The organism is Isoptericola sp. NPDC055063, from assembly GCF_053608125.1.
This window is the reverse complement of sequence record NZ_JBSGUW010000003.1, coordinates 132,019-154,778: the sequence shown is the minus strand read 5'-3', so window position 1 is coordinate 154,778 and position 22,760 is coordinate 132,019. Positions and strand designations below refer to the sequence as shown.

Annotated in this window: 23 protein-coding genes and 1 pseudogene; 12 read left to right on the top strand and 12 right to left on the bottom strand. The window is 75.7% G+C overall.

Annotation, left to right across the window (positions count from 1 at the left end; translation table 11 throughout):
* Positions 1-58: 58 nt before the first annotated feature.
* Positions 59-424: a response regulator gene (locus tag ACWF41_RS04730; protein ID WP_452182100.1), complete on the top strand. Its 366-nt coding sequence runs from the start codon at positions 59-61 to the stop codon at positions 422-424.
* Entirely contained in the window at positions 421-765 is a 345-nt protein-coding gene (locus tag ACWF41_RS04725) for an Hpt domain-containing protein (RefSeq protein WP_380319873.1), read from the top strand. Before ACWF41_RS04730 ends, ACWF41_RS04725 begins: the two co-directional genes overlap by 4 nt.
* A 4-nt stretch (positions 766-769) precedes the next feature.
* Here the strand turns inward: ACWF41_RS04725 and ACWF41_RS04720 are convergent, their stop codons facing one another.
* Complete coding sequence (locus tag ACWF41_RS04720) at positions 770-1,630, bottom strand: VOC family protein (protein WP_380319870.1); 861 nt, start codon at positions 1,628-1,630, stop codon at positions 770-772.
* A gap of 4 nt (positions 1,631-1,634) precedes the next feature.
* Complete coding sequence (locus tag ACWF41_RS04715; protein ID WP_380319867.1) at positions 1,635-3,059, bottom strand: dipeptidase; 1,425 nt, start codon at positions 3,057-3,059, stop codon at positions 1,635-1,637.
* A gap of 39 nt (positions 3,060-3,098) precedes the next feature.
* Here ACWF41_RS04715 and ACWF41_RS04710 point away from each other — a divergent pair, with 39 nt between their 5' ends.
* The 3 genes from ACWF41_RS04710 (at position 3,099) to ACWF41_RS04700 (ending at position 5,333) form a co-directional block, all read left to right on the top strand.
* Positions 3,099-3,713: a DUF3043 domain-containing protein gene (locus ACWF41_RS04710; protein WP_380319864.1), complete on the top strand. Its 615-nt coding sequence runs from the start codon at positions 3,099-3,101 to the stop codon at positions 3,711-3,713.
* Between the two features lie 34 nt (positions 3,714-3,747).
* Positions 3,748-4,761, top strand: a complete 1,014-nt coding sequence (locus ACWF41_RS04705; RefSeq protein WP_380319861.1) for an aldo/keto reductase family protein — start codon at positions 3,748-3,750, stop codon at positions 4,759-4,761.
* Positions 4,762-4,847: 86 nt separating this feature from the next.
* Positions 4,848-5,333 (top strand): GNAT family N-acetyltransferase, encoded by a 486-nt coding sequence (locus tag ACWF41_RS04700; RefSeq protein ID WP_380319858.1) that lies wholly within the window; start codon positions 4,848-4,850, stop codon positions 5,331-5,333.
* Positions 5,334-5,370: 37 nt separating this feature from the next.
* Here the strand turns inward: ACWF41_RS04700 and yczE are convergent, their stop codons facing one another.
* Positions 5,371-6,345 carry a membrane protein YczE gene (gene yczE / locus ACWF41_RS04695; protein ID WP_380319855.1) on the bottom strand — a complete coding sequence of 325 codons (975 nt, stop codon included), beginning with the start codon at positions 6,343-6,345 and terminating at the stop codon, positions 5,371-5,373.
* 61 nt (positions 6,346-6,406) lie between these two features.
* Here yczE and yczR point away from each other — a divergent pair, with 61 nt between their 5' ends.
* On the top strand, positions 6,407-7,876 hold the full coding sequence (gene yczR / locus ACWF41_RS04690; protein ID WP_380319852.1) for a MocR-like transcription factor YczR: 1,470 nt from the start codon (positions 6,407-6,409) through the stop codon (positions 7,874-7,876).
* Between the two features lie 25 nt (positions 7,877-7,901).
* On the opposite strand, the gene ACWF41_RS04685 is transcribed toward yczR, so the two are convergent.
* Genes ACWF41_RS04685 through ACWF41_RS04670 form a run of 4 tightly spaced genes read right to left on the bottom strand, consistent with a single transcriptional unit; the run spans position 7,902 to position 10,103 of the window.
* Positions 7,902-8,108 carry a hypothetical protein gene (locus ACWF41_RS04685; RefSeq protein WP_380319849.1) on the bottom strand — a complete coding sequence of 69 codons (207 nt, stop codon included), beginning with the start codon at positions 8,106-8,108 and terminating at the stop codon, positions 7,902-7,904.
* Positions 8,105-9,205 carry a quinone-dependent dihydroorotate dehydrogenase gene (locus ACWF41_RS04680; RefSeq protein WP_380319846.1) on the bottom strand — a complete coding sequence of 367 codons (1,101 nt, stop codon included), beginning with the start codon at positions 9,203-9,205 and terminating at the stop codon, positions 8,105-8,107. Before ACWF41_RS04680 ends, ACWF41_RS04685 begins: the two co-directional genes overlap by 4 nt.
* On the bottom strand, positions 9,202-9,768 hold the full coding sequence (locus tag ACWF41_RS04675; RefSeq protein ID WP_380319843.1) for a hypothetical protein: 567 nt from the start codon (positions 9,766-9,768) through the stop codon (positions 9,202-9,204). Before ACWF41_RS04675 ends, ACWF41_RS04680 begins: the two co-directional genes overlap by 4 nt.
* Positions 9,744-10,103: a hypothetical protein gene (locus tag ACWF41_RS04670; RefSeq protein WP_380319841.1), complete on the bottom strand. Its 360-nt coding sequence runs from the start codon at positions 10,101-10,103 to the stop codon at positions 9,744-9,746. Before ACWF41_RS04670 ends, ACWF41_RS04675 begins: the two co-directional genes overlap by 25 nt.
* A gap of 74 nt (positions 10,104-10,177) precedes the next feature.
* Between ACWF41_RS04670 and ACWF41_RS04665 the strand changes: the two genes are divergently transcribed.
* Entirely contained in the window at positions 10,178-11,668 is a 1,491-nt protein-coding gene (locus ACWF41_RS04665; protein WP_380319838.1) for a leucyl aminopeptidase, read from the top strand.
* A 444-nt stretch (positions 11,669-12,112) separates the two neighbouring features.
* Here the strand turns inward: ACWF41_RS04665 and ACWF41_RS04660 are convergent.
* A pseudogene (locus tag ACWF41_RS04660) lies at positions 12,113-12,493 on the bottom strand (class I SAM-dependent methyltransferase); the annotation flags it as partial.
* A gap of 36 nt (positions 12,494-12,529) precedes the next feature.
* Positions 12,530-12,874, bottom strand: a complete 345-nt coding sequence (locus ACWF41_RS04655; protein WP_380326979.1) for an oxidoreductase — start codon at positions 12,872-12,874, stop codon at positions 12,530-12,532.
* Positions 12,875-13,126: 252 nt separating this feature from the next.
* On the opposite strand from ACWF41_RS04655, the gene sucB reads away from it, so the two are divergent.
* Positions 13,127-14,893 carry a 2-oxoglutarate dehydrogenase, E2 component, dihydrolipoamide succinyltransferase gene (gene sucB, locus ACWF41_RS04650; protein ID WP_380326982.1) on the top strand — a complete coding sequence of 589 codons (1,767 nt, stop codon included), beginning with the start codon at positions 13,127-13,129 and terminating at the stop codon, positions 14,891-14,893.
* A gap of 98 nt (positions 14,894-14,991) precedes the next feature.
* On the opposite strand, the gene ACWF41_RS04645 is transcribed toward sucB, so the two are convergent.
* Both ACWF41_RS04645 and ACWF41_RS04640 read right to left on the bottom strand, forming a co-directional pair.
* Positions 14,992-16,425 carry a hypothetical protein gene (locus tag ACWF41_RS04645; RefSeq protein ID WP_380324744.1) on the bottom strand — a complete coding sequence of 478 codons (1,434 nt, stop codon included), beginning with the start codon at positions 16,423-16,425 and terminating at the stop codon, positions 14,992-14,994.
* Between the two features lie 117 nt (positions 16,426-16,542).
* Positions 16,543-17,628: a Gfo/Idh/MocA family protein gene (locus tag ACWF41_RS04640; protein ID WP_380324747.1), complete on the bottom strand. Its 1,086-nt coding sequence runs from the start codon at positions 17,626-17,628 to the stop codon at positions 16,543-16,545.
* 135 nt (positions 17,629-17,763) lie between these two features.
* Here ACWF41_RS04640 and ACWF41_RS04635 point away from each other — a divergent pair, with 135 nt between their 5' ends.
* Entirely contained in the window at positions 17,764-18,114 is a 351-nt protein-coding gene (locus ACWF41_RS04635) for a hypothetical protein (RefSeq protein ID WP_380324750.1), read from the top strand.
* Here the strand turns inward: ACWF41_RS04635 and ACWF41_RS04630 are convergent.
* Positions 18,095-20,392, bottom strand: coding sequence for an MMPL family transporter (locus ACWF41_RS04630; protein ID WP_380324753.1), 2,298 nt, complete (start codon positions 20,390-20,392; stop codon positions 18,095-18,097). The genes ACWF41_RS04635 and ACWF41_RS04630 overlap by 20 nt on opposite strands.
* Positions 20,393-20,428: 36 nt before the next feature.
* Between ACWF41_RS04630 and ACWF41_RS04625 the strand changes: the two genes are divergently transcribed.
* From ACWF41_RS04625 to lipA, 3 genes are all read left to right on the top strand, one after another.
* A complete protein-coding gene (locus ACWF41_RS04625) occupies positions 20,429-20,935 on the top strand; it encodes a MarR family winged helix-turn-helix transcriptional regulator (protein WP_380324756.1) in 507 nt (168 codons plus the stop codon).
* A 19-nt stretch (positions 20,936-20,954) separates the two neighbouring features.
* Entirely contained in the window at positions 20,955-21,632 is a 678-nt protein-coding gene (gene lipB / locus ACWF41_RS04620; RefSeq protein ID WP_380324770.1) for a lipoyl(octanoyl) transferase LipB, read from the top strand.
* Between the two features lie 117 nt (positions 21,633-21,749).
* Entirely contained in the window at positions 21,750-22,760 is a 1,011-nt protein-coding gene (gene lipA, locus ACWF41_RS04615; RefSeq protein ID WP_380324759.1) for a lipoyl synthase, read from the top strand.

Sequence of the window (22,760 nt, the reverse complement as noted above, 5' to 3'; positions counted from 1 at the left end):
TCGATCGATCGAGCAGCCGGACGAAGGGGAACGACACGTGGCGACGGGGGGCCGACGCGTGGTGGTCATCGACGACGATCCGTCGATCCGGGAGGTGGCCGCGCTGGCGCTGTCGGCCGTGGGCGGGCACGAGGTGCACACCGCGGGCGACGGGACGGCGGGCCTGGAGGTCGCCCGACGCGTGCGGCCGGACGCGATCCTCCTCGACGTCATGATGCCAGTGCACGACGGGCCCACGGTGCTCGGCCGGCTGCGCGCCGTGCCGGAGCTGGCCGACGTGCCGGTCGTCTTCCTCACGGCGAAGGTCGGCACCCCGGAGATCTCGCGGCTCGACGGCCTGGGGGCCGTCGCCGTCCTGACCAAGCCGTTCGACCCGCTGCGCCTGGCCGACGAGCTCGCCCTGGCCCTCGGGTGGGACGCATGACGTCCGCGGACCCCGAGGGCGGGCTGGGCGACGCCGTCGTGGTGCTCGCCCGCCGGGCCCGTGCGCGCAACGTCGGCCGGTCGCGGCGGATCCTGGAGCTCCTGGAGGCGCCGGGCGCCCCGCCGGACCGGGCTGCGCGCGAGGAGGCGGAGCGCCTGTGCCACACCGTGACCGGGTCGGCGAGCACCTTCGGGGACACGGCGCTCGCCGCCGCCACGCAGCAGCTGGAGGCCGCGCTGCGCGACGGGCGGGCCGAGGCTGCCGCCGCGGCGCTCGACGCGGTCCGCGCGGCGGTCGCCCCGGACGACGAGGCCCGCGCCCCGGGGTCCGTCGACGCGTAGGGGCTCAGCCCGCCGGCAGCGCCCGCACGTCCGCGAGCGCCTCCGCGAGCGCGACGGCGTCGGCTCCGGAGCCCTCCGGCAGAGCCTCGAGCTCCGCGCGGAGACCCCGCGCCGCGGCCGGGTCGCCGGCGCGGACGGCCAGCTCCGCCAGGTAGGCGAGCGCCGGCGCGACCTCGGCCACGGGCGGCCCGTCCGCGCCGGCCCGGGCCCGGCGCAGCGCGCCGCCGAGGACCTTGCGGGCCTGGGCGACGTCACCCCTCGAGTCGGCCAGCACGACGGCGTTCTCGGTCGCCCGCGCGAGCGCGCCCCCGCCGCCGGAGGTCCACGTCATCGTCCCGCCCTCGCCCGCGGCGAACGTCGTCCCGGGATCCGGTGCCCGCGTGACCCGCACCCAGTTGCCCGCGGGGTCGATGACGCTGAAGCCGCTCAGCCCCGCGTTGTTGGCGCGCCTCCGCGGGCGCGTCACCCGCGGCACGCCCGACACCGGCAGGCGGCCGTGGAGCGAGCGCAGCCCGGCCGCGAACGACTCGTAGACGGGCTCGGTCTCCGGGACGACGACCACGCACGTGGAGTGGCTCGCCTCCGGGTCCCAGCCCGGCATCCCGTAGTACTGGACCTGGATGCCGCCGCGCCCGAACGACACCACGGGGTAGGGCCGGCGCTGCCGGTACGTCACCTCGAGACCGAGCGCCGTCCAGAACTCCACCAGCGCGTCCTGGTCGTGCTCGGAGTCGCCGCACGGCAGCAGCGACACCATGAAGGCACGCTCGGCGGCGCGGACGAACGCGCCGCCGGTCGGGTCGGTGGGCGGGCCGGCGGGAGCGGGGTCTACGGGACCAGGGCCCGCGGGGCCGGGATCCGGCATCGGTTCAGCCCTGCGCCGCGACCTGGCGCAGCAGCAGCGCCTCGGCCAGGACGACCTTGCGCAGCTCGCCCAGGTGCACCGACTCGTCGGCGCCGTGCGCGCGGGAGTCCGGGTCCTCGACGCCCGTGACCAGCACGGAGGCGTCGGGGAAGAACTCGAGGAGATCGGCGATGAACGGGATGGAGCCGCCGACGCCGATGTCCACCGGGTCGGTGCCCCACGCCGCGGCGAACGCGGCCCGGGCGGCGCGCATCGCGGCGGAGTCGCCGGCGGCGTGGAACGCCCGGCCCTGCTCCCCCGGCCGCCAGGTGACGCGCGCGCCGGACGGCGCCGCCGCCTCGAGGTGGGCACGCAGGGCGTCCTCCGCCGCCTGCGGCTCCTGGCCCGGCGGGATGCGCAGCGACAGCTTGGCCGCCGCGCGGGGCGCGATCGTGTTGGACGCGTGCGCGACGCTCGTGGCGTCGATGCCGATGACGGACAGCGCCGGCTTGGTCCACAGCCGGCCGGCGATGGTGCCCTCGCCCGCGAGCGTCACGCCGTCGAGCACGGAGGAGTCGGCGCGGAACGCCGCCTCGTCGTAGTCGACCTCCGGCTCCGGCGCGCTCACCAGGCCCGGCACCGCGACGTTGCCCGCGTCGTCGTGCAGGGTGGCGATCAGGCGGGCCAGCAGCGTGTTCGCGTCGAGCACGGGGCCGCCGAACATCCCGGAGTGGACCGCGTGCCCGAGCACCTCGACCTCAACCACGCCGTCCACCAGGCCGCGCAGCGACGTGGTCAGGGCCGGCACACCCACCTTCCAGTTCGTGGAGTCGGCCACGACGATGACGTCGGCGGCGAGCAGCTCGCGGTGGTCGGCGAGGAACTGGCGGAAGCTCGGGGACCCCGACTCCTCCTCGCCCTCGACGAAGACGGTGATCCCGACCGGCAGGTCCGCGCCCGTCTCCGCGGCGAGCGCCGACAGCGCCCGCAGCGCGCCGACGTGCGCGACCAGCCCGGCCTTGTCGTCGGCGGCGCCGCGCCCGTAGAGCCGCTCGCCCACCTGGACGGGCTCGAACGGGTCGGTCGCCCACGCGGCGGCGTCGCCGGGCGGCTGGACGTCGTGGTGGGCGTACAGCAGCACGGTGGGCCGGCCCTCGGGCGCGGGGCGGCGCGCGACCACGGCGGGCGCGCCGGGCGTCCCGTCGGGGCGCGCCGAGCTCAGGATGCGGACATCGGGCAGGCCTGCGTCGCTCAGCAGCGCGGCGACGGCGTCGGCGCTCGCGGCCACGTGGGCCTGGTCGAAGGCGGCGGCCGAGACGCTCGGGATGCGCACCAGGCGCTCGAGGTCGGCCTGGAGGGCGGGGAACTGCGCCTCGACGTGCGCGCGCAGGGTGGTGGCGGCGGCGTCGTGCGGCGGGGCGGCCGGGGAGGTGGCGTGGGTGTCGGTCACGCGGCTCACGCTACCCGCGCGCTCGACTACCCTGGGTGCGTGTTCTCCCGCAACAAGTCCGACGCGACGTCGTCGTCCCCCGACTCCACCGACCCCGTCGACGCGGCCGCCGAGATCGAGAAGTCCGGCGCCCCCGCCGGCAAGGGACGCCCCACCCCCAAGCGCAGCGTGTCCGAGGCGGCCAACAAGCGCCCCCTGGTGCCGAACGACCGCAAGGCGGCCAGCAAGGCGGCGCGGGAGAAGGCGCGCGAGCAGCGCAACCTCGAGTACAAGGCGATGCAGACCGGCGACGAGCGCCACCTGCCGCCGCGCGACAAGGGCCCCGTCAAGCGCTACGTGCGCGACTACGTGGACGCCCGGTGGAACCTCGGCGAGTTCTTCCTGCCTGTCGCGTTCCTGTTCATCATCCTCAACCTGGTCTTCAGCCGGAACCTCACCATCTCGGCCCTCGTGCTGATGCTGCTGTACGCCGTCGTGCTGCTCACCATCGCCGACGCGTTCCTGCTGTGGCGGGGGCTCAAGAAGCGGCTGCTGGCCAAGTTCCACGACGTCCCCAAGGGCACGATGATGTACGCCGTCATGCGCGCCTTCCAGATCCGCCGCTCGCGCCTGCCCAAGCCGACGTCGAAGAAGCACGGCGTCTACCCGGAGTGATCGCCCGGCCGTGCGCCCGACCTAGGGTGGGCGCATGGTCAACTACCGGTACCTCGGCAACAGCGGTCTGAAGATCTCCGAGATCACCTACGGCAACTGGCTCACCCACGGCTCGCAGGTCGAGAACGACGTCGCCACGCAGTGCGTGCGCGCCGCGCTCGACGCCGGCATCACCACGTTCGACACGGCCGACGTCTACGCGAACACGAAGGCCGAGCAGGTGCTGGGCGACGCCCTGGCGGGTGAGCGGCGCGAGTCGCTCGAGATCTTCACCAAGGTGTACTGGCCCACCGGCCCGGGCGGCCCCAACGACACGGGCCTGTCGCGCAAGCACGTCATGGAGTCGATCAACGGCTCGCTGAAGCGCCTCGGCACGGACTACGTCGACCTCTACCAGGCGCACCGGTACGACACCGAGACGCCGCTCGAGGAGACGATGCAGGCGTTCGCCGACATCGTCCGCCAGGGCAAGGCGCTGTACATCGGGGTGTCCGAGTGGACCGCCGACCAGATCCGCGCCGGCGCGGCGCTGGCGAAGGAACTCGGCTTCCAGCTGATCTCCTCCCAGCCGCAGTACTCCATGCTGTGGCGCGTCATCGAGGAGGAGGTCGTGCCCGCGTCCAAGGAGTGCGGCCTCTCGCAGATCGTCTGGTCGCCGATGGCGCAGGGCGTGCTGTCCGGCAAGTACGTGCCCGGCCGGCCGCTTCCCGCCGGCTCCCGCGCGACCGACACGAAGGGCGGCGCGCAGAGCATCCGCCGCTTCCTCGACGACGACGTCCTCACGCGGGTGCAGGGCCTGAGGCCCGTCGCGGACGAGCTCGGCCTGTCGATGGCGCAGCTCGCCGTCGCCTGGGTGCTGCAGAACGACAACGTCGCCGCCGCGCTGGTCGGCGCGTCCCGGCCCGAGCAGGTCGCGGAGAACGTCAAGGCGTCCGGCGTGACCATCCCCGGCGAGCTCATGGCGCGCATCGACGAGGTCCTCGGGGGCGTCGTGGAGCGCGACCCGGCGAAGACCGCCGAGAACGCCCCGCAGACGCGCGTGGCCTGACCGCCCGCCGGCGGCCGACGTCGCGGTGGGTCCTCGTCATGAGACCGGACGACGACCCACCGTTACGTCGGCGCTACGGTGCCGCCATGCCGTCCCTGGTCGTACGCCCCGCCCACACCGACGACGCCGCCGCCCTGTGGCCGCTCACCCGCGACTTCGCGACGAGCTTCCGGCCCCGGAGGGACGCCTTCGACGCCACCCTGGCGACGCTCCTCGCCCGGGATGACACCCTGCTCGCCGTGGCGACCGCACCGGCGACCGAACCGGCGACCGGACCCTCGACCGACGGCGGACCGCTCGGCTACCTGCTGGCGAGCGTGCACCTGACGTTCCTCGCGAACGGGCCGGTCTGCTGGGTCGAGGAGGTCATGGTCGACCGGGCGCACCGGGATCGCGGGCTCGGCCGGTCGCTCATGGCGTACGCGGAGGCCTGGGCGACGGCGCGCGGGGCCGCCTACGTGTCGCTGGCCAGCCGCCGGGCCGGGGGCTTCTACAAGGCCCTCGGCTACGACGACTCCGCCACCTTCTACCGCCGCGTCCTGCCTTCCGGCAAGCGATCCGTCGCGCCCTGACGGGGCACGGCGCGACGGATCCCCTGCCTGAGGGTCGTCAGCGGCCGCCGTGCTCCCGGACGACGGCGTCGAGGGCGCGCGAGATCTCGCGGGTGCGCCGGGCCACGACGTCTTCGGGCGGCTCGGGCGCCGGCTCCTGCGCCGCCCGCGCATCCCGCGCCATGGGGGTGCGCGCCGCTCCCGTGATACCGGCGGGCACCAGCCACCGCCAGCGCACCGTCGCCTGCACCACGGGGCCCACGCCCAGGGCGTAGGCGATCGTCGCCCAGCCGAACGTGCCGCCCAGCAGGATGCCGACCAGCACCACCGCGACCTCGATGCCGGTCCGCACCAGGCGCACCGACCAGCCGGTGCGCTGCACGAGGCCGGTCATCAGCCCGTCGCGGGGGCCCGGTCCGAGCCGCACGCCGATGTATGCCGCGGTCGCGACGCCGTTCAGGACGATGCCGCCCACGGCGAGCGCGACGCGGGCCGCCAGGCCGGGGTCGGGGGCGAGCCAGGCCATCGCGGTCAGGCTCGGGCCGATCGCCACGCTGATCACCACGACGTTCGCGACGGTGCCGACGCCGGGCCGCTGGCGCAGCGGGATCCAGGCGAGCAGCACGAGCACGGACGTCGCCGCGACCACGGCGCCGAACCCGAGGCCGGTGCTGCGCACGATCCCCTGGTGCAGCACGTCCCACGGCATGCCGCCCTGGCCGGCGTGCAGCAGCATCGCCATCGACCACGCGTAGCCGAGCAGCCCCACGACGAGCTGCACCCCGCGGCGGACCGGCCCCATCGACGCCACCGCCGCAGACGTCCCCTGTGCGCGGGACGTTCCCGCTGCCGCAGGCGAAACCGCCACCTGCGAGCCCGCGGCGGTCGGCTCCGCCGTCGCCGACGAGGTCTCGGCCGGGGCGGACGGCGCGACCCGGGGGCGGCGCAGCGCGGCCCGCCGCGCGGGGCGGCCAGGCAGGCGGCGGGAGCCCCGACGGGCCGGGCGACGGATGGAGGCGGGCGTCGTGCTCATGGTCCCTACCCTGCGACACATTGGCCTTGCAATCCATGGCCAATGGGGCGACAGTGGCCCCGTGACCGTCGCCTCGCCGCACCCCGCGGCCACCGCCGCCCCCGCCGTCCGGCAGCTCTCGCCTGCCGCGACGGCCCGCCTGCTCGGCGACTGGCGGGCCGGAGGACCCGCGTACCTCGCGCTGGCGGACGCGCTGCGCGCCGCCGTCCTGTCGGGCAGTCTGCCGCCGCTGACGCGCGTGCCCAGCGAGCGGGAGCTGGCCGCGGCCCTGCATGTCTCGCGCACGACGACCTCCGGCGCGTACGCGCGGCTGCGCGAGCTCGGCTTCCTCGTCAGCCGCGTGGGGTCGGGCACCGTCACGACCCTCCCGCGCGGCGCCGGCACCGCGCGCGGCCGCGTCCCGGCGGCTGCCGGCGACGCCCCGGCCGACTCCCCCGCCGGCGACCTCGACGAGCCGCCCGTCGACCTCGCGCAGGCGACGCCGTCGGCCACGCCCGCCCTGCACGACGCATACGCCGCGGCGCTCGAGACGCTGCCCGGCTACCTGGGCACCGGCGGGTACGCCCACCTCGGCATCGAGCCGCTGCGCGCGGCGATCGCCGACCGGTACACGGCGCGCGGCGTGCCGACCACGCCGGACCAGATCCTCGTCACGACGGGCGCGCAGCAGGCGATCTCGGTGCTGACGCACGCCTTCGTGGGCCGTGGCGAGACCGCCGTCGTCGAGTCGCCCACCTACTTCCACGCGCTGGAGCCCGCGCGGCGGCTCGGCGGGCGGCTGGTCGGCGTGCCCGTCGGGGACGTCGAGACCCTCGCGTCGGCCGTGCGGCGCACGCGCCCCCGGCTCGTCTACCTCGTGCCGGACTTCCACAACCCCACCGGGCACACCCTGTCCGCCGAGGGCCGCGCCGCGGTCCGAGAGCTCGCGGACCGCACGGGTACCACGGTGGTGGGCGACGAGACGCTGACCGACCTGGCGCTCGACCCCGGCGCCGCCGTCCCCGCGCCGTTCGCGGGCGAGGGCACGTCGCCGCACGTCGTGACGATCGGGTCGGCGTCGAAGTCGTTCTGGGGCGGGGTGCGCGTCGGGTGGGTGCGCGCCGACCCCCAGGTGGTCCGGCGGCTGGCGCGGGTGCGGGAGTCCGCCGACATCGCGACCCCCGTGCTCGAGCAGCTCGCGGTCGTCGAGCTGCTGCGCCGCGCCGACGAGATCCTGCCGGGGCGCATCGACGAGCTGCGGCGCCGCCGCGACCTGCTGGTCGGCCTGGTCCGCGACGCCCTGCCGGACTGGCGGGTGCCGGTGCCGGCAGGCGGGCTGTGCCTGTGGGCGGACCTGGGCCGGCCGCTGGGCCAGGCGCTCGCCGCGGCGGCCGTGAACCACGGCGTCCTGGTCACGCCCGGGCCGGCGTTCACCCCGGACCGGTCGTCCCGCGACCACGTGCGCCTGACGTTCACCCGCGAGCCGGACCAGCTCGCGGCGGCCGTGCCGCGGCTGGCGCGGGCCTGGGCCCAGGTGAGCGCGGGCCGCTGAGCCCCGGGCGTATCCCGGTCCCGCGTCAGACGGCGGGCAGCGGCACGTTCGGCGCGGCCTGGTTCCCGTCGTGCAGGAGCCGCGCGACCGCCGCGCCCTCGGCGGACAGGTCGCGCCAGTGCTCCCCGAGCCACTGCTCGGCGTCGTACTGCGTGGTGAACACCGGGCTCGGCACGGACAGCGCGCCGCCGTCGGCGTCGTCGAGCGCCCACTCCCAGCGGGGGCGGATCACGACGCGCTCCCCTCGGACCGGGCGAGCGCGCCGGCCGCGACCGAGCCGCGAGTCCGCGTCAGCGCGCGGTTGACCCGCGACGGCCACAGCGGCCCCGAGTAGATGAACGACGTGTACCCCTGCGTGAGGTCGGCGCCCGCCCGCAGGTAGGCGCGCACGTCGTCGGCGCTCGCGATGCCGCCGACGCCGATGATCGCGGGCTCGGGCCCGAGCCGCGCGCGCAGCCGGCCCACGACCTGCAGCCCCCGCTCGAGCAGCGGCGGGCCGGACAGGCCGCCGGGGCCGCGGTCGTGGCCGATGGTCGTGTTCACGGCGACCACGCCGTCCAGGCCGAGCTCGATGACGAGGTCGGCCATCGCGTCGACGTCGGCGTCGGCGAGGTCGGGGGCGATCTTCACCAGCAGCGGCACGCGCCGGGCCCCGGCCGCGGCGGTGGCCTCGTCGGCGGCGGCGCGCGCCGCGGTGAGGATGGGGCGCAGCTCGGCCGTGGTCTGCAGGTCGCGCAGGCCCGGAGTGTTCGGAGACGAGACGTTGACGACGAGGTAGTCGGCCCAGGGGGCGAGCTCGCGCGCGCACGCGGCGTAGTCGTCGGCGGCGCCTTCGGCAGGCGTCGTCTTGTTCTTGCCGATGTTCGCGCCCACCACGACGGCGCGGCCCGCGGGGGTGCCGCGCAGCTCCCGCAGCCGCGCGGCGGCGGCGGGCGCGCCCTCGTTGTTGAAGCCCATGCGGTTGCGCACGCCCCGGACGTCGAGCTCGCGCCACATGCGCGGCTTCTCGTTGCCCGGCTGGGGGCGCGGCGTGACCGTGCCGATCTCCACGAAGCCGAAGCCGAGCATCGTCAGGCCGCGGATCGCCCGGGCGTTCTTGTCGAAGCCGCCCGCGAGACCGAAGGGCGCGGGGAAGGTCCGGCCGAGCACCTCGATGCTCCCCGGCCCGCCGCTGCCGCGGCCCAGGTAGGGCGCGATCGCGCCCTGGACGACGTCACGCAGCACCGGCACGCGGCCGGCGAGCGAGATGGCGCCGAACGCGAGCTCGTGCGCGCGCTCGGGGTCCATCTTCTTGAAGACGCCGTTGAACAGCAGCGTGTACGGGCTCATGAGACCTCCGGGTCGGCGGGGTTCGGCTCGGGTGCGGTCGGCTCGGGCGGTGTCGGTTCGGTCGCCGTCGGGTCGGGTGACGCGTGCTCGTCGTCGGCGCGGGGGCGCGTGCGCCACAGCCACCACAGCCCGACGAACGGGAGGACGAGCGGGATGTAACCGTAGCCCTGGCCGAAGCCGGACCACACGGTCGTCTCGCCGAAGACGTCGGGCGACGCCGCCGAGGCGGCACCCACCGCGAGCACGCCCACGGCCTCGAAGCCCACCGTCACCCACGCGACCGTCCGCCACCGCGGGCCGCCCTTGGCCAGGGCGATCGTGGCGAGCACGTAGACCACCGCGGACAGCGTGGACAGCGAGTAGGCGAACGGCGCCTCGGAGAACTTGGTGGCCAGCTCGTAGGTCGAGCGGCCGATGGCGGCGAACGCGAGGACGCCGTAGACCGTGACCAGCAGGCGCCCGAAGCCCGCACCCGTGCGTCGCGCCTCGCCCCGCGGCCGGCTCCCGCCGCCGGGCGTGCTGATGCCGTTCGACCCGCTCATGCCGCGCCCCAGATCTGCCACAGCCGCCAGTCGAGGAAGCCGACGGTGAGCGCGGCGACGGCCAGCACCACCGACGACCACTTGGTGCGCTCCGCGAACGCCCAGACCGCCGCGATCGGCAGCACGATCAGCGCGGTGGCGACGTAGCCCCAGAACAGAGGGCCGTCGACGGGGTGGTCGCGGGTGGCCATGAGGACGCCGGCGACGACCGCCTGGACGACGACGAGGGCCTCGACGACGGCGGCGCCGAACAGCTGCTTGAGGATCACCGCCCGGTCCCGGACGACGAACCAGAGCGCCCACCCGGCGAGCGCGGCGCACGCCACCAGGACGAGGATCAGGAGGGGAAGAACCACGCCCGCAGACTACCGGCCGGCCGCACGCCGCGACGCGGGCGGTAGGCCCCCGGGGACGGGGATAGCATCGGCGCGTGGCAGACCTCACCCTCTCCGGCAAGAATCCCACCGCTCTCAAGGTCGACGCGCTCGTCGTCGGGACCTGCTCCACGTCCGACGGCGTCGCCGTCGTCGCGGACCAGCTCCCCGAGTCGCTCGTGCGGCAGATCGAGACCCTCGCGCCCCGCCTCGGCGTGACCGGCGCCCCCGACGAGGTGCGTCGCCTGCCCGCGGGCGACGGCGTCGCCGCGGACGTCCTCGTGCTCGCCGGCCTCGGCGAGCGCGCGGCCGACGGCACCTTCCCGCGCGAGGTGCTGCGCTCCGCGGCCGGCGCCGCGACCCGCGAGCTCGCGGGCACGGACTCCGTGGCCGTCGCGCTGCCCGCGGTGGACGAGGACGAGCTCGCCGCCGTCGTCGAGGGTGCTCTCCTGGGCGCCTACACCTACACGCGCTACCGCTCGGGCAAGGACCAGAAGTCCGCCGTCGGCAGCATCCAGGTGGTGACGACCTTCGCCCGCTCGGGCCGCGCCAAGTCCGCCGTCGCGCGCGGCGAGGTGCTCGCGGCCGCCGTGCACGGCACCCGCGACCTCGTCAACGACGCTCCCAACGAGCTCTACCCCGCGGCGTTCGCCGACGCGGCCAAGGCCGCGCTCAAGGGTGTCAAGGGCGTCAAGGTGACCGTGCTGGACGACAAGCAGCTCGCCGCCGGCGGCTACGGCGGCCTCGTGGGCGTGGGCCAGGGCTCCTCGCGCGGCCCCCGCCTCGTCAAGCTCTCGTACGCGCCGGCCAAGGCCGCGGCGAAGGTCGCGATCGTGGGCAAGGGCATCACGTTCGACACCGGCGGCATCTCGCTCAAGCCGCCGGCCAGCATGCCGACCATGAAGTCCGACATGGCGGGCGCCGCCGCCGTGCTGCACACCGTCCTCGCCGCCGCGAAGCTCGGCCTGCCCGTCGCCGTGACCGGCTACCTCTGCCTGGCGGAGAACATGCCGGGCGGCAACGCCCAGCGCCCCGCGGACGTCGTCACGATCCGCGGCGGCAAGACCGTCGAGGTCACCAACACCGACGCCGAGGGCCGCCTCGTCATGGCGGACGGCCTGGTCGCCGCCGTCGAGGACGGCCACGACGTCGTCCTCGACATCGCGACCCTCACCGGCGCGCAGATGGTGGCGCTCGGCAACCGCACCTCCGGCGTCATGGGCACCGACGCGGTGCGCGACGAGGTCAAGGCCGCGGCGGACGTCGCCGGCGAGGCCTTCTGGCCGATGCCGATGCCCGCCGAGCTCAAGGCCGGCCTGAAGTCGAACGTCGCGGACATGGTCAACTCCGCCCCCAGCCGCTGGGGCGGCATGCTGTTCGCTGCGCACTTCCTCGCGGAGTTCGTGGGCGACACCCCGTGGGCGCACCTCGACATCGCCGGCCCGTCGTACAACGAGGGCTCGTCGTTCGGGTACACGCCCACCGGCGGCACCGGCGTCGGCGTGCGCACGATGCTCGCGTTCCTCGAGGCGCGCGCCGGTCTCTGACCTGCCTGCGCACGACGACGGCGCCCGACCACCACGGTGGTCGGGCGCCGTCGTCGTCCGTCGTCGTCGCTGCCGTCGCCGCCGTCGCCCTCGACCCGACCGGCTCAGGCAGCGCGGCCCCACGGCCCAGCGGAACGCGCCCGCGAGGCGGTAGCCGCCGTCCGGCGTCCGGAACGGCGCCGCGGCGGCGACCACCACCGGGGCCAGCTCCGCCAGGGTGGCCGGGTCCTCCCCGAGCAGGACGCCGTGCGCCAGGGTGTCGTCGGCGGCGGTCTCCCACGCGACGTCGACGACGCCCGCTCCCACGACCTCGAGCCCGGCGCCGGCGAGCGTGGCCTCGAAGCCGCCCGGCCGGCGCAGCGGCCCGTCGTGCGGCGGGTCGTCCTCGTACGCCGCCGCGACGGCCCGCTCGACGACGTCGAGGTCGTTGCGCGCCCCCTCGGCCCATCCGGCCAGCCCCACCCGGCCGCCCGGCGCGAGAACGCGGGCCAGCTCGGCCGCGGCCTCGCCCAGGTCGTCGGCGAGCTGCAGGGCGTTCACCGCCAGCACGACGTCGAACGCGCCGTCGTCGAGGGGCAGGTGCTCCGCCTCTCCGACGAGCACCGTCGCCTCCGGGGCCCGCTCGCGGGCCAGGCGCACCATCGCCGGGGCCGGGTCGACCCCCGTGGCCCGCGCCCCGCCGCCGGCGAGCCGGGCGAGGAGCTCGCCGCTGCCGCAGCCGACGTCGAGCACGCGCGCCCCGGGCGCGACCCCGGCCGCCGCCAGCAGCGGGGGCCAGACCGGTGCCGCGACGCCGCCCCACAGGTCGGCCCATGCGGCGGCCACGGCCGACCACGCGTCGTGCGGCTCGGTCACGCGCCGTCAGCTCCGGCGACGCTGCGCCGAGGTCCAGTCCCGCATGCGCTGCGGGTACCCGGTGAACCGCACGTTGTAGACCGGGACGCCGAGGGAGCGCGCGACCTCGAAGCCCGTGCGCTCGTCGGGCACGCGGCGGCGCGTCCACTCCCCCGTGGTGGCGACGAGCAGCACCGTGGAGGGGGTCTGCGCGTTGGGCGGCTCGACGTACGCCTCGACCCCGACGCGCGTGCGCACGAAGTCCTGCAGGTACGCCACGGTCTCGCCCCTCGAGCCGGAGGTCGGCGCGGTGCCGGGGGCCGGGGACGACGACCTGCCCAGCAGGCGTCCCAGGGAGGTCCGAAGCGACATGGCGCGAGACTACCGCCGCCGTCGGCGCGATGTTCTGGAGACGGACCGGAGGTGTCCTGAAGGTCATGGAGCGGTCAGGTGTACCCAGCGTCACACCCACCGGCACCCCAGAACGATTGGGGCGCGCCCTCCCGAGGTGACAAGATGGCAGGCAGTGACCAGAACGCGGCAACCAGAGATGTCGCGGGCCGGCAGGACCGGCTCGCCTCGGCACGTCGCCTGACCCACTGATCGAAGGAGACTCCACAGGTCATGTCTGAGAACGTGCAGCTCCCTGCACTCGGCGAGTCCGTCACCGAGGGCACCGTCACCCGATGGCTCAAGGCCGTCGGCGACACCGTCGCCGTCGACGAGCCCTTGCTGGAGGTCTCGACCGACAAGGTCGACACCGAGATCCCGTCGCCGGTCGCCGGTGTGCTCGAGCAGATCCTGGCCGAGGAGGACGAGACCGTCGAGGTCGGCGCCACCCTCGCCGTGATCGGCGACGGCTCCGGTGCGGGCGCCGCCGACGCGGCCCCGGCCGCCGAGGCCCCCGCCGCCGAGCCCGAGGCCCCCGCCCAGCCCGCCGCCCCCGCCGAGCCGGCCCCGGCTCCCGAGGCACCGGCCCCTGCTGCTCCCGCCGCCGAGGCTCCCGCCGCCGGCGGCGGCGAGGGCACCGAGGTGACGCTCCCCGCACTGGGCGAGTCCGTCACCGAGGGCACCGTCACCCGCTGGCTCAAGGCGGTCGGCGACTCGGTCGAGGTCGACGAGCCCCTGCTCGAGGTCTCGACCGACAAGGTCGACACCGAGATCCCGTCCCCCGTGGCCGGCACCGTCCAGCAGCTCCTCGTCGAGGAGGACGCCACCGTCGAGGTCGGCGCCGTGCTGGCGATCGTCGGCTCCGGTGCCGCGGCTCCCGCGGCCCCGGCCGCGCCCGCCGCGCCGGCCCCCGCCGAGGCTGCTCCGGCCGCTCCGGCTGCTGCTGCCGCGCCTGCTGCGCCCGCCCCGGCGCCCGTCGCGGAGAAGCCCGCCCCGGCTCCGGCGGCCCCTGCCGCCCCTGCCGCTGCCCCGGCTCCTGCTGCCCCGGCCGCCGCGCCCGCGGCGAGCAAGGGCTCCTACCTCACGCCGCTCGTGCGCAAGCTCGCGGCGGAGAAGGGCGTGGACGTCACGACCGTCCAGGGCACCGGCGTCGGCGGTCGCATCCGCAAGGAGGACGTGCTCGCCGCGGCCGAGAAGGCCGCCGCCCCGGCTCCGGCTGCTGCCGCCGCACCCGCTGCGGCCCCGGCCGCCAAGGCCACCGTGCCGCCGGTCTCCCCGCTGCGGGGCACCACGGAGAAGATGTCGCGCCTGCGCAAGATCGTCGCCGAGCGCATGGTCGAGTCGCTGCACACGCAGGCCCAGCTCACCACCGTGGTCGAGGTGGACGTCACCAAGGTCGCCAAGCTGCGCGCGAAGGCGAAGGAGTCGTTCAAGGCCCGCGAGGGCGCGAACCTCACCTTCCTGCCCTTCTACACGCTCGCCGCGGTCGAGGCGCTCAAGGCGTTCCCGAAGATCAACGCCTCGATCGACCAGGAGAAGGGCGAGATCACCTACCACCCCGCGGAGAACGTCGGCATCGCCGTCGACACCGAGCGTGGCCTGGTGGTCCCGGTCATCAAGAACGCCGGTGACCTGAACCTCGCGGGCATCGCCCGCCAGATCGGCGACCTGGGTGCCCGCACCCGGGCCAACAAGGTGGGCCCGGACGAGCTGTCCGGCGCGACCTTCACGATCACGAACACCGGTTCGGGCGGCGCGCTCATCGACACGCCGATCGTCCCTGGCGGTCAGGTCGCGATCCTCGGCACCGGCACGATCACCAAGAAGCCGGCCGTCGTGACGGGCCCGGACGGCGAGGAGACCATCGCCATCCGCCAGTTCGCGTACCTGTTCCTCTCCTACGACCACCGCCTGGTCGACGGAGCGGACGCCGCGCGCTTCCTCACCGCGGTCAAGGCCCGCATCGAGGAGGCCGCGTTCGAGTCCGAGGTCGGGCTCTGACAGGCACCCCCTGACCGACGTCGAAGGGCGCCCCGGCTGCGGCCGGGGCGCCCTTCGGCGTTCCCCGGGAGCGATCGAGCGTGCGGGGTGGAGTTCGGTCAGGCGACCTCGGCCACGCGCCAGCCGCCGGGGGTCCAGGTGAGCCTGAGCGTCGCGGTGCGGGGGTCGGTCGCGGGCACCGCCGTGACGGTCCCGTCGGCCGCCACCTGCTCGTGCGCGCCGACCGCGTAGCGGACGACGACCTCCGCGGCCGCGTCGTCACGCTCCTGCGCGCGTGCCTCGTCGACGGTCACCTCCGCGCCGCGCACGCGCGTGCCCGCCTGCCGCACGTCGTCGACCAGCGCCGCGTCCGCGTCGTGCGCGGGCGACCCCGGCACGTCCACGTCCGCGAGCCCGACCGGGCTCGCTGCGCCGTCCGCCGCGCCGGACAGCAGCGCGACCCGGCGCCGGGTGAGCTCGGCCGCCGCGGCGGCGGGGTCGTCGCGGTCCTGGGTCGGGTCCGCCGCGCCCGTCGCACCGTCCCCCGGCGGGGTTGTCGCCGGGGTGGCCGACACGGTCGTCCCGACGGTCGGTGCTGCGGCCCGGTCGACGGCGTCGGCCGGCGGGCGCACCTGCACGACGACGGCCGTCAGCACCGCCGCGACCGCGACGGCACCGAGCGCTCCCAGCACCGGGCGCACGCGTCGGGCGCCCGGCCGTGGGCCCGTCGCGTGCCGGACCTCGCCGCGCTTCCCGCCCGCACCCGAACCTTTCGCACGACCCGTCCCGCCCGGTCTCGTCCCGCCCTGTCCCGTCGCCCGCCGTCCTGCCGGGAGGCGCCGGCTCGCGCGGGACGGCGCGGCGTTCGCCCTGTCCCCCGCGCGGCGGACGGCACGACGGCGCGACTCGGGCGCGGCTACAGGGGCCCGCGGGACGTGCCGCCGGCCGAGGGCCGCCGCCGCGAGGGCCGCCGGCTCGGGCAGGCGCACCGGCTCGGCCGGCACCGTCGCGTCGGCCTGGGCGGCGAGGGTCCCGGCCTCGGGCCGCACCCGGGGGTCGGGCGCGGAGGCCGGCGCGAGCACGGCACGCAGGGCGGTCGCGTCGTCGTCGCTGCGGTCGCCGAGGAGGTCGGCGACCAGGGCGGCGAGGGCGTGCACGTCGGCCGCCTCGCCGTCGTCGCCTGCGGCCTGCGGCCCGGGGTCCCCGGCCCGCGGGCGCAGCATCGCCGTGCCGCCCGGGTCCAGCACGACGTCCTCGGCGCCCATGACGCCCTGCCGCAGCCCCGCGCTGTGCAGGGCTGCGAGCCCCCGCGCGACGGCAACCAGCAGGCCCGCGGCCTCCCGCGACGTGAGGCGACCGCGGACGGCGAGGACGGACGGGAGATCGGTCGCGGACCCGCCGCGGCGCACTGCCAGCACGCCGTCGTCGCGCACGTCCACGGCGACCACGGGCTCCACGCACGGGTGGCGCAGCGCGGGCAGCGCGCTCACCCGGGCGAGCAGGGCCTCGCGGGCCGCGGCATCGGTCGGGATCGGCAGCGTCTCGGTCGGCACGATGCCATCGAACACCCTCGGGACGCCCCGCCCGCGCCGTCGTCCACAGGCCGGGGCAGGCCTCGACGAGCGGCTCAGAGCTCGCTCCCGCCGAGGGCGGCGCTCACAGGTCAGCGCTCACAGGTCGATGCGTCGCCCCTCGCGCGCGGAGACGCGGGCGGCGTCGAGCACCTCCGCGGTGCGCACGGCGTCGGCCGGGTCCACGGGTGCGGGCTCCTCGCCGCTCAGCCACGGCCCGAGGGCCCGGTAGAAGTCCGCGTGCCCGCCGGGAGCGGCCGGCACCGGGCGCTTCTCGCGCCCGCGGGTGACCCAGCCGACCGTGCCCTCGGGGGCGCCCTCGTCGAGCACCTCGAACGGGGACGCGTCCTGCTCGTACGTCGTCACGACGAACGCGCCCGCCGAGCCCAGCACGCGCGTCCGCGGCCCGGGGGCGCCCACCACCGAGCCGGCCCAGAGCCGGGACACGACCCCGTGCGGGCTGGCCGCGCTCCCGCCGCCGGGCTCGTGCTGCAGCACCAGGAAGACGTCGTCCTCGGTGGGCGTGGTGAGCCTGCGGGTCTGCGCCCAGACCGACTCCACGCGGCCGAAGAGCTGGGTCGCGGAGTCGACCAGGTGCGGGCCGAGGTCCAGGAGCAGGCCACCGCCGACGGGGTCGTTCTCCTTCCAGCGCTGGCGCGGCACGGGACGCCAGCGCTCCCAGCGACGCTCGAAGGTGTGCACGTCGCCGAGCTCCCCCGCGCCGATCAAGGCCGCGAGGGTGAGCTGCTCGGGGTCCCAGCGGCGGTTCTGGAACACGGTGAACGGCGTCCCGGTGGTGGCGGCCTCCTCGACGACGGCCCGCGCCTGGTGCGCGTCGAGCCCGATCGGCTTGTCCAGCACGAAGGGGATCTGGGCGCGTGCGAGCGCCGCCGCGTGCTCGGCGTGCAGGGGTGTGGGGCTCGCGACGACGACGAGGTCGTAGCTGCGCCGGGCGGCGATCAGCGCGTCGAGGTCGGACACGAGCCGCGCGCCCGGCCAGTCCCCCGCCGCCTGGTTGCGGCGCCCGGGGTCGCGCGCCACGACGGCCGTGACCTGCAGTCCCGCCTCCGCCGCCAGGCGCGCGTGGATCTCGCGCCCCGACCCGCCGTACCCGACGATCGCCAGCCGCGGCGGTGCCCCAGCCCCGCCGGTCGTGCCCGTCCCTGTCGCCTCGTCCGTGACCATGGTCCCCATCGTGCCCGACGCCGCGGCGCACGGCCGCCGGGCCACGCGGGACCGCCGGTTGCCGGCATCCGGAGGCTCCCGTAGACCGGAGGGAGGCCCTGCGGACGGGCCCCGTCGAGCGGAAGGGAGCAGACGATGGCCACGCGACTGAACCGGCCCGGCCTCGAGCAGGCGAGGGCGCTGGTCCGCGACGGCAAGGTGGTGCGCGACGAGCGCGACGACTGGAGCGAGCACGCACCGAGCACGGACGCGGAGAACCGCTTCGTCGAGCGCGAGGGCTGGACGGAGTTCCGGCACTGGCACCTCGGCGTCGACGACGACGAGAACCCGGAGACGAAGCAGGCGGTGTCGTTCCCCTACGGCGACCTCTCGAAGGTCCACCGCTGCGCGGTCGTGTCGCTCGAGAGCCGCGCCGGGCAGTACGACCACACGGAGATCCGCGACGCCGCCCGGCACCTCCTGGAGCTCATCGACTCAACGGGGTGACCCCCGCCTCCGCGCCGCGCCCCAGCCGCGCGGGCCACCAGACCCGGTCGCCGACGTCGTGCACGAGGGCGGGCACGAGGAGGCTGCGCACGACGAGTGTGTCGACGAGCACGCCGAACGCGACGATGAACGCGAGCTGCGCGAGGAACAGGAGCGGGATGACGCCGAGCGCGGCGAACGTGGCCGCGAGCACCACGCCCGCCGACGTGATGACCGACCCGGTCACCGCCAGCCCGCGCAGCACGCCCCGCCGCGTCCCGACGCGCAGGCTCTCCTCGCGCACCCGGGTCATGAGGAAGATCGAGTAGTCCACGCCGAGCGCGACGAGGAAGCAGAAGGCGTAGAGCGGCACCGCCGGGTCGGCGCCCGGGAAGTCGAAGACGTGGTTGAACATCAGCGCCGCGACCCCGAGGGCGAACCCGAACGACAGCACGTTCGCCGCCATCAGGAGCACCGCCGCCAGCACCGAGCGCAGCAGCAGCACGAGGATCACGAGGATCACGGCGAGCACCACCGGCACGATGGTCCGCAGGTCGCGCTCCCCCGCCACCTGGGTGTCGAGCCGCTCGGCGGCCGCGCCGCCCACGAGGGCCTCGGGGCTCACGTCGTGCACCGCGGTGCGCAGCGCGGACACGGTCTCGACGGCGGCCTGGCTGTCGGACGGGGCCTCGGTGGTGACGTCCACGCGGACCCGGCCGTCCACGACCAGGGGGTCGCCCTGCGCCGGTGCGCCCGGAGCCGTGGCGGGCTGGTCCGTGACGACGGTCGCCGCGGCCACGCCGTCGGTCGCCTCGGCGGCGTCGACGACGGCGCGGGCGTCCTCCTCGGGCGCCACGACGGTCGCCGGCTGCGCGGACACGCCCTCGAAGTGCCGGGTGAGGGCCGCCTCGCCGTCGACCGAGTCCACCTGCGTGAGGAACACCTCCGAGTCCCCCGTCCCCTCGGCGTCGAGCGTCGGGACGAAGGCCGCGCCCGCGGCCAGCACGACGGCGGTGACCACCCACACCGCCCGGTCGTGGCGGCCCACGAAGCCCGCGACGCGCGACCACACGCCGTGGCCCGCGACGTCGACGTGCGTGTCGTCGTCGGGCACCGGGGTGGGCACGACGACGTCGGTCGAGGCGTCGGACGAGGCGGAGTGCCGACCCACGGCGTGCGGGACCTTCGGCCAGAACACCCAGCGGGCACGGCGCCCGCCCACGAGCAGCATGGCGGGCAGCAGCGTCATCGCCGACAGGAACGCGGCGGCGATCCCGATCGCGGCGACGGGCCCGAGGCTGCGGTTGGAGGACAGGTCGGACAGCAGCAGGCACAGCAGACCGACGATCACCGTGCCCGCGCTGGCGGCGATCGGTTCGACCGACGCGCGCACGGCGCGGCGCATCGCCGTGTACGGGGACACCGTGGTGCGCAGCTCCTCGCGGTACCGGGCGACCAGGAGCAGGGCGTAGTCGACCGACGCGCCCACCACGAGGATCGACAGGATCCCCTGCGACTGCCCGTTGAGGGTCAGCACGTCGTTCGCCGCGAGCTCGTACACGACCAGGCCGGCAAGGCAGAGTGCCAGCACGGCGGTGAGGATCACGACGAACGGCAGCACCGGCGACCGGTACACGAGCGCCAGGATGACCAGGACGGCGCCGAGCGCGACGAGCAGCAGCACGGTGTCGATGGCGCCGAACGCGCTCACGAGGTCCGCCACGAAGCCCGCGGGCCCGGTGACCCACGCGTCCAGACCGGTGCCGGCGAGCCCGCCGTCGGCGGTGCCGGCGGTAGCGAGCGTGCGCAGCGCGTCGACGGCGAGCTCCGAGACGCTGGACTCGTCCTCGCCGACGTCCTCGGACGCCTGCGCGGCGTCCAGGGAGACCACCACGAGGGCGGCCTGGCCGTCCTCGGAGGGGACGACGACGGGCTCGGCGACGCTCACGTCGCCGACGGTGCGCGGCTCGTCGCCGGAGGTGCCCTCGAGCGGGGCGTCGGGGATCGCATCGGCGAAGGCCTGGACGGCGGCGAGCTGGTCGTTCGTCAGGGCCGACCCGTCCGAGGTCTCGGCCACGACGAGCGCCGGGAGCGTCTCGGAGTCGGTGAACTCACGGGCGAGCTCGGAAGCCTGCGTGGATTCCGCGCTCGCGGGCAGGAAGGCCGCGGCATCGTTCGTCTGAACGCCGCTCAGCTGGCCCTGGGCCTGGCCACCGATCGCACCGATGGCGAGCCACACCCCGATCGCTGCCAGAATGGCGAGGCCCCGGAGAAGTCCCGATCCGCGATTACTCAGCATGCTGAGTATCCTGCCTCACGAGGAGGTGCGCAGCAAGTGACCCGCGACGTGCCCGACGACACGCCCCCGTCCGACGCCCCCGGCTGGCCCGACCCCGTCGACCCGACGAGCGACGACCCCGCCCAGTGGCCCACGGGCCGGCTGCTGTTCACCGTGGTGCGCCGCATCGAGCACGACTGGAACGCCCACCTCGCGGGCTGGAACCTCAACCACGCGGGCTTCCCGGTGCTGCTGCACCTCTTCGCCGGCCCCCGCACGCAGCGCGAGCTGGCCGACCTCAACGGGGTCACCGAGCAGACGATGAGCAAGGTCGTCGCCCGGCTGGAGCGCGCCGGCTATGTCGTCCGCGGTGAGGACCCCCGCGACCGCCGGCGGCGGACCGTCGCCGTCACCGACGCGGGCCGGAGGGCGGCCGCCGAGGCGGGTCGCCTCCAGCCCGCCGAGGACCTCACCTCCCGAGGGCTCGACGACGACCAGGTCGCGAGCCTGCGTGAGATGCTCGTCACCCTCGTCCGCGCCCAACGCGAGGCCGACGAGGGCTAGCCTCGGCCGGGTGGACGTGATGACGCTGCCCGGACTGACCGACTACCACGAGGCGTGGGAGCTCCAGCGCCGCGTGCACGCCGACGTCGTCGCCGGCGACCGGCCGGACACCCTGATCGTCGTCGAGCACCCCGACGTCTACACGGCGGGGCGCCGCACCCACCGCGACGAGCGCCCCACGGACGGCACCCCCGTGGTCGACGTCGACCGGGGCGGCAAGATCACCTGGCACGGCCCGGGGCAGCAGGTCGTCTACCCGATCCTGCGCCTCGCCGAGCCGATCGACGTCGTCGCCTACGTGCGGGCGCTCGAGGAGGCGGTGATGGAGGTCTGTGCCGGGTTCGGCCTCCGGACGATCCGCGTCGAGGACCGCACCGGAGTCTGGTTCGCCGCCGACGCGGGGCGCCGCGAGCGCAAGGTGTGCGCCATCGGCGTGCGCACCGCCAAGGGCGTGACGATGCACGGCATCGCCCTCAACTGCGACCCCGACCTCAGCCGGTTCGACCACATCGTGCCGTGCGGCATCACGGACGCCGACGTCACCTCGCTGTCGATCGAGACCGGGCGCGACGTCACCCTCGACGACGTGCGCGCGCCGCTGGTCGACGCGCTCGCCCGCCACCTCGACCCGCTGCGCGCCGCCCCCGCGTCAGGGGCCGCGCCGGCGGGTGTTGCTGAGGTCACGTCCACACGGTGAGCAGGTCGCGGCGCCGGGGCGCGCCGCTCACGTACTCTGACGAGGTCCGGCGGTCAGGGTCCGCACAGGCCAGTCCCGCCGGACGTCCACCTGCTCGACGACGACCGGGAGACACCCGTGACGATCGCACCTGAAGGCCGCCGCATGCTCCGCATCGAGGCCCGCAACGCCGCCACCCCCATCGAGAAGAAGCCCGAGTGGATCAAGACGAAGGCCACGATGGGTCCCGAGTACCGGGAGCTGAAGGGCCTGGTCAAGGGCGAGGGACTGCACACGGTGTGCGAGGAGGCCGGCTGTCCCAACATCTTCGAGTGCTGGGAGGACCGCGAGGCCACGTTCCTCATCGGCGGTGACCAGTGCACCCGCCGCTGCGACTTCTGCCAGATCGACACGGGCAAGCCGGCCGACTTCGACGCCGACGAGCCGCGCCGCGTGGCGGAGTCCGTGCGGACGATGGGCCTGAAGTACTCGACGATCACCGGCGTCGCGCGCGACGACCTGGCCGACGGCGGCGCCTGGCTGTACGCGGAGACCGTGCGCCAGATCCACGCCCTCAACCCGGGCACCGGCGTCGAGCTGCTCATCCCCGACTTCAACGCCATCCCGGAGCTGCTCGACGTCGTCAACGAGTCGCGGCCCGAGGTCATGGCGCACAACGTCGAGACGGTGCCGCGCATCTTCAAGCAGATCCGCCCCGCGTTCCGCTACGAGCGCTCGCTGTCCGTGCTCACCCGGGCGCGCGAGGCCGGCCTGGTCACCAAGTCGAACCTCATCCTCGGTATGGGCGAGACGATCGACGAGGCCCGCGAGGCGCTGCAGGACCTGCACGACGCCGGCTGCGACCTCATCACGATCACCCAGTACCTGCGCCCGTCCCTGCGCCACCACCCGGTGGACCGCTGGGTGCGCCCGGAGGAGTTCGTCGAGCTGTCCGAGGCGGCCGAGGAGATGGGCTTCCTGGGCGTCATGGCCGGCCCGCTCGTCCGCTCGTCGTACCGCGCCGGCCGCCTGTGGGGCCAGGCGATGACCCGCCGCGGCCTGCCGATCCCGGAGTCGCTGGCACACCTCGCGGAGCCGACGACGTCGCGCCAGGAGGCCGCGAGCCTCCTGGCCCCCCGAGCGCACTAG